Raw genomic sequence first — 16,613 nt, forward strand, 5'->3', positions numbered from 1 at the left:
CCTGTAGGTTTGCAGTGGATAGATTAGGCTTTACCTGAAAGTAAGTCCCCAAGATGACTCATTATGGCGATCAGAATGGATAATTCCCCCTTCATGGTTGAAGGCTGATCCTCAATCCGACTTTTCACACGGTCTGGGCACAAAGCAGCGTCCCTTTCCGCACACGTCTGACGATGGTTTTGGGTCGAGAAGCGTCCCTTTCCGATGAAGTTACACCGAGATCAATCCGGGCTTCCCGCTCCTTAAATTGAGTCCTAACGAGCGGGTAGCCTCAGGGACATCCGACACTAAGCTGGCAGCTTCGAGTTTGTATTCAGGAGTATATGACTGACGCTTTCTGGTTATTAAACCACTACGTAGCGACCGAACTATGGGAGATACTTCGGGCATGATTACTTCAATGAGTCTGTAGATTCGCTAAATGTGGCATAGAGGGGCAGGAGACTGGACCTAATTGCAAGCTCCTTACCAAGGGAGCGGATATAAGAAAAGCTTATTCATTGGTTTCTCAGTATGGAGGAGCTCATTTTCGATCAGCTGCTACAATCCAAACCAAATCTCGATATAGACGTAGTATATACACAGGGTGAAAGGGCACTCCGGGTGAGGAAGGGGGGGGCTGAAAATCAGCAAACCCACCCAGAGTGTAATAGGGAGGATCGCTTTAGAAATCCAATTTGGCTTCGAGAATAAACGCTCTTCCAGGTGCCGGTACACGACCTACAGGGCTGACGTCGGCGCCCCGGAAGTAGTAATCCTCGTCCAGAAGGTTGTTTACCGACAATGACAGCTGCAGATCCTTATCGTTTTCCAGTTGGAAACTGTGTGCCAGGCGGGCATTTAGCAGTGTATAGGAAGGGAGCTTACCTGCGCTGCCATTGGAGGTCTCTATTTCAGTGTTTGCCGCATCGCTGAAGCTGCTGCTGACATATAAACCGTTCAGGCTGGCCTGCCAGTTACCGTAGTTATAGACCGCCTCTGCGCCAAGATGGTGATGTGGTGCATTGGGCAGTTCCTTTCCTTGGTTGGCGCCGCTTTTCTGTTCCGTATCCAGATAACTATAGCTCAGTCCCAATTGCAGGTTGGCGCTGGTCTGCCAGTCCGCGCTCAGTTCTATCCCCTGAGACAGGGTTTCACCCAAATTGAGATAGGTGTTGCTGGCTTTGTTGTATTGAATCTGATCTTCGTGTTCAATCCGGAATAGGGTCAAGCTGGTTGCTAGATTGTCGCTAGCCTGAATGCGTGCCCCTAGTTCGTAGTTCCACGCGGTTTCGTTTGCCACTTCGCCGTTTTTGGTAACCTGAGCCGTTTGTACCGGTACTAAAGAGCGCTGGGCGTTACTGAACAGGAAGAGCTGATCAGTGGCTTGATACCCTACTGTCAGGCCTGGCAGCAATTCGTCAACGTCATTCTGATCACGATTGCCGGACTTACCGTCAAAGTAATCGGTTTTAACGGTTTCGTAGCGCAGGCCCGGTGTAACTTGTAAACGGTCCTCCAGAAGGCTGATAGTGTCACTGGCGTAGAGAGCGTAAGCGTCAGTTTCAAAGCTCCAATCACGCACGTTTGCGTAAGTATTAGCGGCGAATTCCTCACGATTAACGTCAAACTCCACGTCTTCATGAACGTAACGCGCACCAAGCGTGATCTCGTGATTGCCTTGGCGGAGGCTCAAGCGCGGCTCTGTGCCATACACCTTGAAAAGACGCGGTGAATCGGCCACGTGAGTGGAAAGCAGTGATGGATCAGCCCAGTGATCGCCGGTACCTAAACGCTGACCAAAGAAAAAAGTGCGATCTGCATCATGCGCGAAGTTACGCCATTGCAACTCAACATCGTCGTTAGGAGTGAATGTCCAGGTCAGGGTGCCACGTAACATATCTGCTTTATAGCCATCGTGCGGCCGTTGGGACTGGCTTGGGTCTGCGCTGTAGGCATCTGGGCTCAATGCGCCGGGCAACTCTGCATCAACATCATAGTATTGCAATTGTGCAGCGATGTCGTGATTGGCGTTGAGCGTGTATTGGGTGTCAAGAATGAAGTTGTTTACTTCGGTATTGGAGTGATCGCGGGCACCGTCACCGCGCTGTACGTTAGCCTGGAATTGTAACGCCAGGTCTTCATCTACTTGACCGCCTACCCGGTAATAGGTATCGCTGAATACATTACCGGTTTCTTCTGCAATGACTAGTTTTTCATGCAGCGTGTGCTCTGTTTTCAATGGAATTGGGCGGGTATGCAGATTAATTACACCGCCGACGTTATTCGGGCCGAAATGGACTGCCGCGCCACCACGGACAACATCGACGGCTTCGATGCTGGGTAGAGTGACCGGGAACAAAGAAACGCCAACATTGGTATAAGGTCCGATGGCAATAGGATAACCATCCACCAGAAACTGTACACGCTCACTGCGCAATGGGTTTAGGCCGCGTACGCCGATGTTAGGCAAAATGCCGGTACCGGTTTCGTCAAGTACTTGCAGGCCAGGGGTGGCACGCAGTGCATCCTCTAGATTCAATGCGCCACGTTGGTGAAGTTCCTCTTCAGTAACCAGATTTCGTGAGCCAGGATAGATTTGAACATCTTCGGTGCTGGCCGTTCCTAACCAGTTTCCGCTCACAACCATTGTATTGAGGTCATTGGCTTCGTTGGCCTGTGCCAGACCAGATAGGCTGGCAAGCAGACAAAATTGGTAGAGTGTATTGCGGGCAAAGTTTTGCGGACTGACTGGCGGGCGGATGCGGATGGTCATTGTGTTTAGATCCCCTGGTGGTTATGGCATCAGCACCTTGATTGCTGATAGCTCTTCGTTACACGGGTGTCCTGATTGTGCCGCTGTGGGGGCGCAGGCGCTTGCATGTCACTTCATGACATTTTCTGAATCTGGTCATGCTATGTGGGGCGCATCATAAAGGTAAATTGGCGCCAATACAATCAAATAATAATGATTGTCATTTGGTTTTGTATTTAGCTATACCGGATTCTTTTCTGGCTTGAATAGTGGGCTATAAAAAACATTGTGAGCCGACTTTTAACGCCGTATTAGCCTGTACAGTAATTTTGCGATGTCCATTGATATGGGGGGGCGAATAAGCGGCTGCAAAAGTGAGTTGTATGCAGGAGAGGTATAGCTGAAATGTGGCGGTACAAATCCAGGCAGCCCTATGTGCCGGTCTTCTCCGTGGCCGAATGGATTTATAGCCAGGGTGCTGCAAATGCAAGTAATCATCGGTGAAGATCAATCAGTTGCAAATACTGATAATATTTGTTCTTATTGGCGCCAATGTTGGTCTGGGTGACTCAGACCTCGTTGCGCTTTTAAGTAGCTTGGCTGTGTAAGACTCGCAACGGCTGCTTGGGGCCGGCCTACAGGCCTTGATAACCTTCTCGCCAGCGATTCAGGTGTAGATGGATAAGTGACTGTAGGCGAACGATGTTGCGTTCATGGAGGGCGGTGACCATATCGAAGTGGTCCTGGCTGCTGGCTGCGATGGTCGAACGTTTGCTCCAGCCTTGGTTTGCACTGCCGACGCCGCGCTCACGCATTTCATCAATCATGTTGGAGAGGTAGTGGTTATTGCAGTAGCTGTAAAAGGAGCGATGAAACTCAAAGTTCTGCTCCATCATCTGCTCCAGGTCCTCTTTTTTCATGGCGGTGTGAAATCCTTCTGCCAGGTCTTGCAGCTGCTGTATGCCGGCGTCGTCAATATTAGCCATGACCTTAAGTGCCACTGCGCTTTCCAGCAATTCACGAGCTTCTGTAATCGCGATACGTTCTTGCACGGAATACTCGATAACACGGTAGCCTTTATAAGGGACATGCTGAAGAAAACCGCTGCTGCTGAGTTCGGTAAACGCAGAGCGCACAGTAAAGCGATTTACGTTGAACGTGTTTTCGATATCGATCTGTCTGAGCCACTCGCCAGGAAGGTATGCACCGGTACCTATTTTCTGTTTTAGCTGGCTGATAAGTTCTTTGGTGGCTTGGTCGGTAAGCAGTTTGTTCTTGGTGCTCATTATTCATCCTTGCAAACTCGAATGCAGGCAATGTTACACGCTAACAGCCATGAAATCAGAAAAAACAGTCTGTTTTTGGTGCCAATTATGCGGTGAAGTGGGGCCTGAAAAACGAAATAATTGCAAGTATTGAACCCCCGAATAAAAAGTGGATGGACAGAGCAGGATTGTTAACTATTGGGCTTTTCACTTGCTGGTTAGCGGTGACGGTTCAGGCAGCAGCCATCACTGATAATCGTGTGGTGACAGTGGAGGTGTCTGACGGGGCAAGCCGAGCTGTGGCGATCTCCACCTTTGGCCCCGATCTGCTGGTTGATGAGCCCACTACCTCTCTGGGCAGGGGGCATCAACTGGAAGTACTCGAGATTTTATCCCACCTTAATCGCGAACAGGGCTTGACCGCTGTCATGTCGCTGCATGATCTTAATTTAGCAGTGCAGTACTCGGATTGTGTGGTTGTCATGCAGAAGGGACAATTGATTGCGCAGGGGGAGCCAGCGCAGGTCATTATACCTGTGTCGCTTGGGTGGGTATTTAACGTGCGGGCACAGGTTATCCCGCAGGATAATGGAAAGCCCTTCTGCATTGCTCAGGGGCCGCTGTCGGCATCGGAGTTGGTGCTTTCCAACGGAAAGGAAGTCATGTGAGAGAGATTCAGCTACGTTATCATCAGGGACGTATACCGTTCACCGCCTGTCAGGCTGATCCACGGTTTTCCTATTGTCTTTATGTTCCGCAAATCCAGCCTAAGCAGCCTGGCACCGCCCTGCCATTGGTTGTGGTGATCCATGGTTCCAGTCGTACAGCGGAGAGTTACCGTGACCGCTTTATCGAATTCGCAGAGCAGTACAGCTGTATTGTGCTGGTGCCGTTGTTTCCCGTCGGAATCCTGGCTCCGGGTGATGCAGACAGTTACAAAATGCAGTGTCCCAGCAGCGTACGGTATGACCTGATATTGCTTGCTATGGTCGATGAAGTCAGTGCCAACTACGCAGTGTTACCGGGCCTGTTTCTGCATGGCTTTTCGGGGGGGGCCCAGTTTGCACACCGTTTTTTTTATTTGCATCCCCAGCGACTGAAAGCGCTTTCAATCGCGGCTCCAGGCCAGGTGACCTTACTGGATGAGCAGTATTCCTGGGGGCGGGGGATTGCCGATTTTGAGCAGTGTTTTGGGCGTGCCGTGTGTTATAGCAGCATGCGGCAGGTACCGGTTCAGATGGTGATTGGGGGGGAGGATAACGAGCTGATCATGGATGACTATGTCACACCCGATGGCCGGATGCGCAGTCGCCAGCAACGATTACATGCGTTACATCGGAACTTCAGTGAGCAGGGGATTGCGGTTCAGTTCGTTACGGTGCCCGGTGTTGAGCATGATGGCTATTCGTTATTGGCGGAGAGTCAGCGCTTCTTGGCGGGCTTAATTGCGCAACATCGGTAGGTGGCGCATTTGTATTTTGCGCATCGGTACCCCCAGGTTGTCTTGTCCGGTAACGCTGAGTTTGACATGGTGAACCAAACGAGATCGTCAGGAACCGTATAAGGCGTTGTAATCGTTTCCAAAGCGACTTGCACACCAAGCCATTACGGCGCGGTCTAGAGTATATTTGGCTGTACCAATAGACCATACTTGGCTCCATAAACAGGTTCCACATGGTAAGGACACAGTCATGATCTGCTGCCATTTCGCTCGTATGATGGGCGAACACAAGATGCGCATTGCCAACTGCCAAGGATGATTTGGGACGCGTGGGCACCAGAGTGGCGGATCGTGGATGTAGGAAAATCCGGGATTTATCCCCGTTTAATCCAGCGCGACCAAGGTCGGGCTGCCGGAGACCGGATCCCGGTGGATCTCCGCCTGTACATCAAACACGGAGCTTACCAACTGCGGGGTGAAAATATCGGCGGGGGCACCCTGGGACTGAAGTTGGCCGTGTTGTAGTACCACCAGTTCGTCGCAGTAACGGCAGGCCTGGTTCAGATCATGCAGTACCACCACAATGGTTTTACCGCTGTCGTTCAGGCGCCGCATCATCTGCAAGAGTTCGATCTGGTGATTTATGTCCAGCCAGGTGGTGGGTTCGTCCAGCAGCACCAGGTCGGTCTGCTGGGCGAGGATCATCGCAATCCAGGCGCGTTGACGCTGACCACCGGACAAAGCAGTAGCGGGCCGGTCTGCCAGTTCGGCCAAACCGACCTGATTCAGAGCGTCGGTGACGATCTGCTCATCGTTGCTCGACAGTCGACCCCAGCGTCCACACCAGGGCGCACGTCCGTAACCGACCAGATCCCGGATACTGACTCCTTCCGGCGTGATGGGTGATTGTGGCAGCAGCGCCAGCTGTTGTGAGATGGTGCGACTGTCTTGTTTGTGGATATCTTGGCTCTTAAGCCTCACCCGTCCCTTCTGTGGCGTCAGCACGCGGGCGATGGTTTTCAACAGTGTCGACTTACCGCAACCGTTGGGGCCGATCAGCGCGGTAATCCTGCCAGCACTAATCTCCAGATCCAGATTGTCGATCACCGTGCGCTTACCGTAGCTCAAACGCAGGCCCTCTATATTCAGATAACTCATCACCAGCCCCTGTATCTCAACAGTAGGAATATAAAGTAAGGTGCACCGATTATTGCGGTCAGCACCCCGGCGGGTAGCTCAATGGGTGGCGTCAGGGTGCGGGCGGTAATATCTGCCAACAGCAGCAGGGCTGCACCCAGCAGGGCCGCAGTTGGCATCAGCAATAAGTGACGGCCACCAACCAGCAGGCGGGCCAAGTGGGGGGCAACCAGACCGATAAAGCTGATGGCACCGCACACGGCGACGCTGACGGCCGCTAGTGTGACTGCCAGGATCAGGGCCAACAGGCGTACACGTTTTACATCAGTGCCTAGGCACTGTGCGCTTTCATCCCCCAGAGCCAACAGGTCTAGCTTCAGACTCAGGGTGAATGCAGCCGGCAGTAGTACCAGCAGCCAGGGCAGCAGGATCCAGACATGGGACCAGCCTCGCCCCCAGAGACTACCAGTAAGCCAGACCAGGGCCGCGTTGATTTGCTGGGGCTGACTGCTCAGCAGCCAGTCGACCAGTGCTCCAAACCAGAAGCTGAGCGCGATCCCCACCAGTACCAAGCGGGTTGGATTCAGCTTACTGTCCCCTGCCAGCCAGAGCAGAATCAGCAGGCTTACAAGTCCGCCAACAATCGCGGCAGGGATCAGCCAGGCGTGGGCCAGCTGTGGGAATAACAGCAGGGTTGCAGTCGCCGCCAAGCTGGCACCCGCCGTGACACCGATCAGGTCCGGTGACGCCAGCGGGTTGCGAATCACGCCCTGTGTGAGCGCCCCAGCAACCCCTAAGGCGGATCCGGCCAGTATGGCGATCACGACGCGCGACAGGCGGAGGTCCTGCATCACCCACGCGCGTGTCATCGCCTGTTCCAAACTCAGGGTGCCAAGCAGAACACCGGCAACCGCCATCAACAGCAGGCCGACCGCAATCATGCCTATACGCAGTGCCATCAGGTGGTCTCCTGTTGCTGGCGTGACAGCCAGACAAAAAAGGGTGCGCCCAGCAGAGCCAGAACTAAGCCGACTGGGGTTTCTGAAGGGTACTGCAGCAACCGGGACAGATAATCAGCCCAGCATAGTAAGGCGGCGCCCAGTAGCCCCGTGACAGGCAGCAGAATACGATGATCCTGACCCACCAGAAGACGGGCCAGGTGCGGTACCATCAATCCGATAAAGGCGATAGGGCCACTTACCGCGACTGCCGATCCCGCCAGCAACACCACCACTGCCGACGCGTGCAGCCTCACACGGGCGGGTGAACCGCCAAGGCTTGCAGCGGTTTCATCGCCCAACGCCAGCAAATTCAGCTTTGGACCGAGAGTAAATGCCGCCACGGTGCCGAGTAACGCAGCGGGCCAGAGTTGCTGCCAGTGACCCCAATCCGTATCGGCCAGTGACCCTGCGAGCCAGGCAACCACCGACTGGGCTTGTTCGTCGAGGATCAATAGGGTTCGGGTTAGTGCCAGAAACAGTGCATTAACCGCAATCCCGGCCAGAACCAAGCGGGTTGGGTGTAAACGGCCGGTGCCCCCGCCGCCCAAAAGGAATACGGCTGCACCCGCTAGCAGTGCGCCAAATGTGGTCTGCAGCAATGGCATGTTGGATATCAGAGGGAGGTTTAGCGTCTGGCCGACAACCAGCAGGCAGGCAGCGCCGGTATTGATGCCGAATAAGGCCGGGGATGCTAGCGGATTGCGTGTGATCCCCTGCATCAGGGCTCCGGCGATGGCAAGAGTGGCCCCGACGGTGGCCGCGATCAACACCCGTGGTAGGCGTAGGCTTAGCAGCAGTTCCGTTGCCAAAGTCTGGCTACCCGCCAATGCCTGCCAGAGGTGCGTTGGTTGCAGGTTAAAGGTGGAGCCACCGAGCAGTGCCATCATAAACCCGCAGGTCAACAGCAATAGCAGCGCGACAGATAACAACGGTGATGTCCGGAAAATCATTGACCTGATCCCTGCAGAAAGTCCTAAAAACTAAATACACACCCGTTAATCTGTGTCCCAAAGATTGAGCGTAGCGCCAAATCACGTAAAAGTGCTGGTATCTACTTTGCAAGCTGAAACAGCCAATGACGACGGTGCGCTCAGAGTGCCTATTGTATGCGTATATCGGAAAACAATACCGATGCAGTATGGCCATTATAAGATCTTGATAAGCGTTATGATAATGATTTGTATTTACTGCGACAAGGTTATTCTGGATACTTTAGCTCGAGTGGAACTAGTGTGGCTGATGGTAGGCAGAGTGGAGTGTTACAGAGACGCGGTTCAGATCTATTCCTTGTGATGAGTGAGTGTGAGTGATGATGTTCTTTAGGTGGGCCTGTGGTTTGGTGGGGTTGGTGTTGTTTGGTGTTGTATATGCTCACCCCCAGTCGGATACCGGTCGGTACGAGACTCCTGATGCTAAGCCGTTACGTGTGGTGGTGCTAGAGTATTCTTTTCTGGATGCGGTCGTTCTGGCCGGTATCAGTCCAGTGGGTATCGCTGATGACCGGCGGGCACAAAGAATATTACCGGTTATACGCGCGCAACTGGGGCCGTATCAATCGGTGGGTTTACGGGGACAGCCGGATCTGGAAACCATCGCCAGTCTGCAACCAGATCTGATCATTGCAGACCGGTTCCGCCATCGGGCGATCTATGACAAGTTGCAAGCGATCGCGCCGACGCAGCTGCTACTCAGCTATGGCGCGGAATATGGCACGCTGCTGGAGGAGGCTCGAAAAATAGGCCGGGCGCTGGGGCGGGAAGCACGGGTTGAGCGGGCATTACACCAACATCAACTGACGATGGATCGCTATGCGGTGCAACTGCAACGGACAGTGAGAGACGAGCGCATGCTGTTTGCCGTCACCAGCCACAAAAGTGTCACCCTGCATGGCAGCCACGCCTTTGCCAGTGGGGTTTTGCGACGTCTGGGGCTCAATAATGCAGCCCCAAGCAATGATAATCGGGCCTATATCCCGGTCGGTTTGGAGCAACTCGCCGGTATTAATCCCGATTGGTTGCTACTGGGTGATTATGTATCCCGACAAGGCGGCTCCGATATCCTGAAGCGTTGGCGACAACACCCGGTCTGGGCGTACCTGACAGCAACAAAACGGCAACAGATCGTTCAGGTTGATCCCAGCGCTTGGTCACTAGGACGTGGTATCCATGCTGCCGAATTGATCGCCTCTGATCTGTTGGTAGCCGTGCAGCATTAAATCCTGTCTCCTGATGTCGACCTACTGCCAGCCCCTATCCTGCTGAGCGCAGCGATATTTCCATGATTCGCATGATCTTATCGCGAAGCGCGCAAGGGAATTAATAATTAAACGCTACTGGTAATGCGAATTATTATCATATAGTATACGACTCGGAATATGATCTTGTATCTTCCGGGGGGAGATCTTCCTGCCCCCGGGCAAGCTCATTACAAACTTATTCGTGTATCCAGGGAGAGTTGGCACATGGATCCGACCACCGCTCAGAACATCTACGATGTGAACAGTTTTCCGGCATTGCAGCGATTTCAGGCGCAGGCGACCAGCCAGTGTTTGCAGCAGTTGCTGCAGGCCGCGTTGAGAGAGCACATGCTCAGCTTTGTTGACCGTGGTACCGGCGAGCTGGTTGTACCGCTGTGGCGCAGCCGTGCCATGCTTCTGCTGAAAGGGATCCATCAGGTCTCGCTATGCCGTTTTGAGGGACTTGAAGGGATTGAGCTGATTGGGCATGAATCAGCTGAAAGCCGTGAACTGACCGATGTGCAGGAGCTGCTAGCGTTGCTAGCCGCAGAAACCGGAGCCAGCCCGGCCGATAAAGACTGGCGGGCTCTGAAAGAAGAGCTGAACAACGGCATCTTCAACAATGCCATGTGCCTGGCCTACCGTCGACGCTGGAACGATGAGCTTGCCCAGCAGGTCGAGCATGCGGGGCATGACAGTTTCTGGCAGTGGATTCGCGCCGGTGGCGTAGGCAGTGATCCGGCGTTGTTCTTCGAACAGTGGGCGGCGATTGGACACCCTTACCATCCCTGCTCCAAAACCAAGCTGGGTCTGAAGCCTGCCGAGGTCTTGCAGTACTCGCCGGAGTTTCGTGGCGGTGCAAGTGTACGCCTGGCTGCTGTACGACGCAGCCATCTCCATGTTCAGAACGGAAGGGAGATCACTGACACGGCGGAGAACTGGCTGACAGATCACTATCCGGCCTGGCTGGCGCAGTGGCACGCCGAGTTAACTCAGCGTGGTCTTGATGCTGATGAATATGCGCCGGTACCGGTCCACCACTGGCAGGCTGAGACGGTTATACCGCAACGCTTTGCCGCGGAACTAGCGGCTCAGCACATCTGTATGCTGGATGGTCCGGAGATGACCACCGGAGCGACCATGTCGTTCCGTACTATGGCGCCAATCGACCAACCAAAGGCGCCTCACATCAAGCTGCCGGTTGCGGTGCAGGCAACCAGTGCCGTGCGTACCGTATCGCCCGCGTCTGTACAGACCGGACCACAGATTACCGCGATTCTGCAGGCTATTTGTGCCCGTGATGAACATATCGGTTCTGCGTTGCAGGTGCTGCCTGAATCGGTAGGCATGCATCTGCGCCGCCCGGGTAGTGATGTGCATGATGACGATATGCGTTTTCTGTCGGCGTTGTTCAGGGGGAGCCCGGCAAGCCGCACAGGCACCGGAGAGATCGCACTGGCGGTGGCCGCCTTGTTCGTGGACAGCCCGGTGACACGACAGCCGCTACTGGCGGAGATTCTGGCAGCAGCCGGGGCTGCGGACAACGACACTATCGTGGCGTACTTTGCCGACTATACGGCGTGTGTACTGGCCGGGCATCTGGACCTGTTCCTGCGCTATGGTATCGCGCTGGAAGCCCATCAGCAGAACGCCGTGGCGGTATTTGATGAACAACATCGCCTGAAGCGGGTGCTGGCACGCGATTTCGGTGGTATCCGGATCCATGCTCCAACCCTGATGCAGCATGGATTCGAACTGAAAGCCTACCCGGGAGCGGTCACCGTCACCGACGACGCAGTGGAAGTTCGCAATAAGTTCCTGCATGCGGTATTGCAGGGACATCTGGGCGAAGTTGTACTGTGCCTGCATCGCACCTTCGGTATCGCCGAATCGACGTTATGGCGTTGTGTCGCGCAGGCAGTGGTTGAACGCTTCACCGTACTGCGACCACACGTACCATCGGACCGTTGGCAGGCGGAGTACCGGGCTATTCTGACCCAGGCGTGGCAACTGAAAGCGTTGACCCGGATGCGCCTGGACGAAACCTCGCATCACTACATTTACATCGATTTGCCGAATCCGTTGCAAGGGCTGCACGATGAAGGCTGACGCAGCCCGGCGCCGTTCCCTCTGGTTCCTGTGGGGTGGTCAGTGTCTTGCCATTGCCGCGATGGAAATGAGTGGACCGTTCTGGCCCCTCTTTCTGCGCCAGCAGGTGGGTTTGCACGGCGAGGCGCTAGTGTTGTGGAGTGCGGCGTTGATCGCCGCACCGATGATGACCGCCTTTGCCACCGCCGCGTTCTGGGGACGGGTGGGTGATCGGTACGGTCATAAATGGATGGTACTCAGGGCGCTGCTGGGTCTGGCACTCACACAGTGGCTGATCGCCCTGCAGGAGCTGCCCCTGTTGATTCTGTGTCTGCGCTTGCTGCAGGGTGCCTTGGCGGGTGTGATTGCTGCCGCTATGGCGTATGGCCTCCAGCTGTGCACCGCGCATACGCGCAGTCGCACTTTGGGATACCTCCAAAGCGCCACCGCTGCCGGTACCCTGATGGGACCCGTACTGGGGGGGCTGGTATCGGATCTGTGGAGTTATACGCAGATCTTTCAGGTGGCTGCTGCTGCATGCATAGGTGTTGCCCTGGTCATGCTTTTCACCCTGATTGACGACCGCAAACTGGCTTCGGCGAGAACCTTGTCGACCGAAGCGGGCACGCCCTCACTAGCCTGTACCAGAACTATTGTGCAGGGGCTGTTGCTGGCGTTGGTGCTCTCCCAGATTGCCCGCATGATGCCACAGTCGTTCTTCGCCCTTTATGTGGAAGACAGTATGCCGGGAAGCAATATGCTGATCGGAGTGCTGTATGGCGCCAGTGGACTGGCGATGCTGATCACCGCACCCCTATGGGGGCGGCGGCTCGATGGGCAACACCGCGATGTGGTGCTGCTGCAGACCGCAGTACTGGCGATGTTCAGTGCAGCCCTGATGTTGCTGCACACCCTGGAGCAGAACTTATGGAGCCTGCTGGCCCTGCGCTTCGCCTGGGGCATCTGTCTGGCGGCGATGATGCCGTCCCTGTTTGGTTTGCTTAGCCAACTGCGTGCCACGTCCGGGCGCAGTGTGGGCACGGGACAGGCTGCGGTCAAGCTCGGCAACTTCAGCGGTTATCTGCTGGGTGGGCTGGTAGCGGCACTGCTCAGTTTTTCGCTGGCGTTCAGTGCGGTAGCGCTGACCTATCTGCTGCTGGCGCTGTGGTTATGGCGTCTCCGCCTGCACTCCCTTTCACAACCCGGAATGGAAAAAGAGACCGGCCATGTTACACCCGTTTGACGATATTTCACCGGCAGACGCGCGTGCCCTGGCACGTGATTTTGCCTCTCCTCTCTACCTGATTTGTGAGCGTACCCTGCGTGCACGTTTGATGGAACTTCAGACGGCACTGCAGCGGATGACCTCTAACGGTGTCATTGCTTACTCCTACAAGACCAACCCCTTACACGGTTTGATCAGTCTGTTACACCGCGATGGTGCTTGGGCTGAAGTGGTATCGGGGCACGAATACCAATTGGCACGCAGCCTGGGTGTGCCCGCCGGACAGATCGTGTTTAACGGTCCGGCGAAAAGCGATGATGATCTTGCCCAGGCCGTTGCCGACGGTTGCATGCTGAACGCCGATAACCTGGCAGAGTTGCAGCGCCTGGCAGCGCTGGGAACTGCACTCAATCGCCCGTTACCGGTCGGGATACGGTTGGTGGTGGAGCGGTGTGATGAAGCTTGGAGCCGGTTTGGGTTTGACTGGCATAGCGGCGAGGCGTGGCGTTGTATCGAATGGATCCATCGCCAGCCCGGCTTACGTCTGGCCGGTTTGCACTGTCATCTGGGGACCAATATCCGCGATCTGGAGCGATTTCGCCAGATGGGACAGACCTTGGCGGAAGTTGTTACCCTGCTGCGCCAGAAGTACGGCACGGAGTTGCAGTGGCTTGATATCGGTGGCGGACTGGCGGGCATCAGTCCCCGCTGGGATGAGCCTCGCAGCAGTGTTTATCCGCCGATGTCGGCCGAGTCCTACCTGCAAGCAGCGTTGCCGGCATTGCTGGCGGTTGCGCCCAACTGCCGCATTATTCTTGAACCGGGACGTACCCTGGTTGATGCCTGTGGCGGTTTGTTGATGTCAGTAATTGGCTCACGTGGTGAGCGTAGCTGGATCGTGGATGGTGGCATCAATGTATCACCCACGGTCCGTACCTATCGTCATCCGTTGCGTCTGGCCGCTGGTGGCAGCGCCGATGGCGAGACAGCTGTGACTCGCCTGCTGGGTAACTCCTGCATGAACCACGACTGCATCACCGATCAGGCACAGTTACCGCCGCTGCAGCAGGGGGACCTGCTGCTGATGCAAGGCCTGGGGGCCTACAACCTTTCCCGGACCGTGCCCTTTATCCACCTACGACCGGGTTGTGCACTCTGGCGAGGTGCTGGACAGGCAGCTGAATGGTTACGGCTGCCGGAGCAGTTTTCCGACAGTCAGCATCTGGAACGCATCCCAATACCGGCAGTGCGTACTTGTTCACCGAATTTCCCTGACGATCACACATTGAATACAGATACTAAACAGGAGGTTGAATGGCTACTGAAATCCTAACCCGCAAAGTTGGGTTGATTGTTGGCGCTGCGCCGCTGGCGATGGCGGTAACCGTCGCGACAGCGACAGCGGCGGAAACACCCGTCCCACAGGAAAACGACACGATGACAGTGGTCGGAAACTGGTTGGGCGATGCCGATCCGGAACTGGTGAAGGCCCATCCAGGAGCGCGCCATGTGGCACGCGAGCAGGAGATCAAGGAAAGTGGTGCGAATACCGTGGCTGAAGCATTGCGACTGCTACCCGGCGTGCAGGTGCCGGAAAACAACGGCACCGGCAGCGGTGACTTCGCCCTCAATATCGGTCTGCGAGGTTTAGGTTCACGTTTGACGTCCCGTGCAACGGTTTTGCTTGATGGCGTGCCGCTGGCAAACGCACCCTATGGACAACCTCAGCTCTCGCTGGCACCGGTTAGCCTGGGGAACATTGAAGCGATCGATGTGGTCAAGGGAGGAAGTGCTGTCCGCTATGGACCGCAGAATATAGGTGGCGTGATTAACTTCATTACGCCGTCTATCCCGGACGAATTCGCCGGGCGTGTAGCGTTGCGCACCGAAGTGTCGACCGACAAGGGTGACGAAAGACGCCTGAACGGTAGTTTCAGTGTCGGCGGTAGCGCTGACAACGGTGCAGGTGTACTGCTGAGTTACAGCGGAGATCATGGAGATGGATTTCGCGACAACAACGAGCAGGATATCGACAACCTGCTGTTGAAATATACGGTTCCAGTGAATGACACGTCACGCATTGAGGGACGGGTTAACCTGTACGACGCAGAAGCGGTCCTGCCTGGCCCGTTGACCAGCACGGAGTTCGACGCGGATCCCTTCCAATCCACCCATTTACATGAACGTTTTGATGGTGATCGTCAGGAAGTGACCGCACGCTACATCAACGAGATTGATGCTTTGACTGATCTTGAGGTCGGTGTATTTGCCAGTGACAGCTTTCGTGAATTCACCCTGGCCAACGGCAACGATAGCAGCCTGACCCGGCTTGATCGTCTGCCGCGTGAGTATCAGGTATTCGGTTTCGAACCCCGCTTCTCGCGATTGAGTTTTGTCGGTGATAGCTCCCATGAGTGGTCTGTAGGCTATCGTTTTATCCGTGAAGAGAGCAACGAAAAGCGTTACCGCCGATCTGGGGCGGCCGGATTCGATCCGACCTCTGTGGCGGAGGTGCTCAACCGTAATACCGATGGCGAGACCGACGCTCATGCGTTGTACATCGACGACCGCATCACGCTGGGTGACTGGGAGCTGGTACCGGGGCTGCGTTACGAGAATATCTCAGTATCGCGTACCAATCTGCTTACCGATTTCACCGATGAAGAGGACTACAGTGAATGGCTGCCTTCCGTCAGCGCGAGCTATAACCTGAGTCCGCGTACCAAGCTGTATGCAAATGCCAACCGCTCGTTTGCCGCTGTAGGGCATCTGGCATTGTCTACATCCAGCGACTCTTCGCTCGAACCGGAGCGTTCCGACCTGTACGAACTGGGTGCACGCTACGAGTCCGGCCCGCTGGCATTAGACGGCACACTGTTCTACATCGACTTCGACAACCAGATTCAATATGACGCGAGTGTCGGCGCGAATGTGAATATCGGCTCAACTCGTCATCGAGGTCTGGAGCTGGCGCTAAATTACGACCTGTCCGATCTGCTCTTGTCGGGGTTATCCGTTGACGGTAGCTACGCCTATACCCAGGCACAACATACCAGTGGCGACAACAACGGCAACGACTTGCGTCTGTATTCACGACACACCGGCAGCGTGGGGGTGAACTACCGCCATGCTGACTGGCGTCTGAACCTGCGTAGTTTCGCCCAATCCTCCCAGTTTTCTGACGATGCCAACACCGAGGCAGCCAGTGCCGACGGCGCGGACGGCCGGATCCCGGGTTTCGCCCGCTGGCACCTGACCGCACAACGTGATCTGAAATTGGCGGGGCTGGATGCCAGCCTGAGTCTGGGTATCAAGAACCTGTTCGACAAGCGTTACTTTACCCGCGCCAGTATCGAGAACAACGGTGGGTTGTACGTGGGAGAACCACGCACGGCGTTTATCGAACTGGTAACCAACTTCTAAAAGGAGTTGATGCCAACCATCGCGTGCCTACCTGGCTGGTCAGGCACGCTCTTCCTACCAAAG

At 55.3% G+C, this 16,613-nt stretch carries 12 protein-coding genes; 7 read left to right on the forward strand and 5 right to left on the reverse strand.

What is annotated here, in order from left to right:
• Nucleotides 1–664 precede the first annotated feature (664 nt).
• A complete protein-coding gene (locus tag ACEQ15_RS17060; protein WP_370280451.1) occupies nucleotides 665–2,755 on the reverse strand; it encodes a TonB-dependent receptor family protein in 2,091 nt (696 codons plus the stop codon).
• A gap of 614 nt (nucleotides 2,756–3,369) precedes the next feature.
• Complete coding sequence (locus tag ACEQ15_RS17065; protein ID WP_370280452.1) at nucleotides 3,370–4,020, reverse strand: GntR family transcriptional regulator; 651 nt, start codon at nucleotides 4,018–4,020, stop codon at nucleotides 3,370–3,372.
• A gap of 92 nt (nucleotides 4,021–4,112) precedes the next feature.
• On the opposite strand from ACEQ15_RS17065, the gene ACEQ15_RS17070 reads away from it, so the two are divergent.
• Together ACEQ15_RS17070 and ACEQ15_RS17075 are read left to right on the forward strand one after the other, a co-directional pair.
• On the forward strand, nucleotides 4,113–4,667 hold the full coding sequence (locus ACEQ15_RS17070) for a hypothetical protein (protein WP_370280453.1): 555 nt from the start codon (nucleotides 4,113–4,115) through the stop codon (nucleotides 4,665–4,667).
• Nucleotides 4,664–5,461, forward strand: a complete 798-nt coding sequence (locus ACEQ15_RS17075) for a hypothetical protein (protein WP_370280454.1) — start codon at nucleotides 4,664–4,666, stop codon at nucleotides 5,459–5,461. The genes ACEQ15_RS17070 and ACEQ15_RS17075 overlap by 4 nt, the downstream gene beginning before the upstream one ends.
• A gap of 363 nt (nucleotides 5,462–5,824) precedes the next feature.
• Here the strand turns inward: ACEQ15_RS17075 and fecE are convergent, their stop codons facing one another.
• The 3 genes from fecE to ACEQ15_RS17090 are packed head-to-tail and all read right to left on the reverse strand — an operon-like array spanning nucleotide 5,825 to nucleotide 8,528.
• Nucleotides 5,825–6,598, reverse strand: a complete 774-nt coding sequence (gene fecE / locus ACEQ15_RS17080) for a Fe(3+) dicitrate ABC transporter ATP-binding protein FecE (RefSeq protein WP_370280455.1) — start codon at nucleotides 6,596–6,598, stop codon at nucleotides 5,825–5,827.
• Nucleotides 6,598–7,536, reverse strand: a complete 939-nt coding sequence (locus ACEQ15_RS17085) for an iron chelate uptake ABC transporter family permease subunit (protein WP_370280456.1) — start codon at nucleotides 7,534–7,536, stop codon at nucleotides 6,598–6,600. The genes fecE and ACEQ15_RS17085 overlap by 1 nt, the downstream gene beginning before the upstream one ends.
• Nucleotides 7,536–8,528 (reverse strand): FecCD family ABC transporter permease, encoded by a 993-nt coding sequence (locus tag ACEQ15_RS17090; protein WP_370280457.1) that lies wholly within the window; start codon nucleotides 8,526–8,528, stop codon nucleotides 7,536–7,538. Before ACEQ15_RS17090 ends, ACEQ15_RS17085 begins: the two co-directional genes overlap by 1 nt.
• Nucleotides 8,529–8,887: 359 nt before the next feature.
• Between ACEQ15_RS17090 and ACEQ15_RS17095 the strand changes: the two genes are divergently transcribed.
• From ACEQ15_RS17095 to ACEQ15_RS17115, 5 genes are all read left to right on the forward strand, one after another.
• Complete coding sequence (locus ACEQ15_RS17095) at nucleotides 8,888–9,793, forward strand: Fe(3+) dicitrate ABC transporter substrate-binding protein (RefSeq protein ID WP_370280458.1); 906 nt, start codon at nucleotides 8,888–8,890, stop codon at nucleotides 9,791–9,793.
• A gap of 246 nt (nucleotides 9,794–10,039) precedes the next feature.
• A complete protein-coding gene (locus ACEQ15_RS17100) occupies nucleotides 10,040–11,923 on the forward strand; it encodes an IucA/IucC family protein (RefSeq protein WP_370280459.1) in 1,884 nt (627 codons plus the stop codon).
• A complete protein-coding gene (locus tag ACEQ15_RS17105) occupies nucleotides 11,913–13,145 on the forward strand; it encodes an MFS transporter (RefSeq protein WP_370280460.1) in 1,233 nt (410 codons plus the stop codon). The genes ACEQ15_RS17100 and ACEQ15_RS17105 overlap by 11 nt, the downstream gene beginning before the upstream one ends.
• Nucleotides 13,129–14,460, forward strand: a complete 1,332-nt coding sequence (locus tag ACEQ15_RS17110) for an alanine racemase (RefSeq protein WP_370280461.1) — start codon at nucleotides 13,129–13,131, stop codon at nucleotides 14,458–14,460. Before ACEQ15_RS17105 ends, ACEQ15_RS17110 begins: the two co-directional genes overlap by 17 nt.
• Nucleotides 14,442–16,550: a TonB-dependent receptor family protein gene (locus ACEQ15_RS17115; RefSeq protein WP_370280462.1), complete on the forward strand. Its 2,109-nt coding sequence runs from the start codon at nucleotides 14,442–14,444 to the stop codon at nucleotides 16,548–16,550. Before ACEQ15_RS17110 ends, ACEQ15_RS17115 begins: the two co-directional genes overlap by 19 nt.
• The last annotated feature ends 63 nt before the right edge of the window (nucleotides 16,551–16,613 follow it).

This window comes from Pontibacterium sp., from assembly GCF_964228735.1.
In the GTDB taxonomy this organism is placed as follows: Bacteria; Pseudomonadota; Gammaproteobacteria; order Pseudomonadales; family Balneatricaceae; genus Pontibacterium.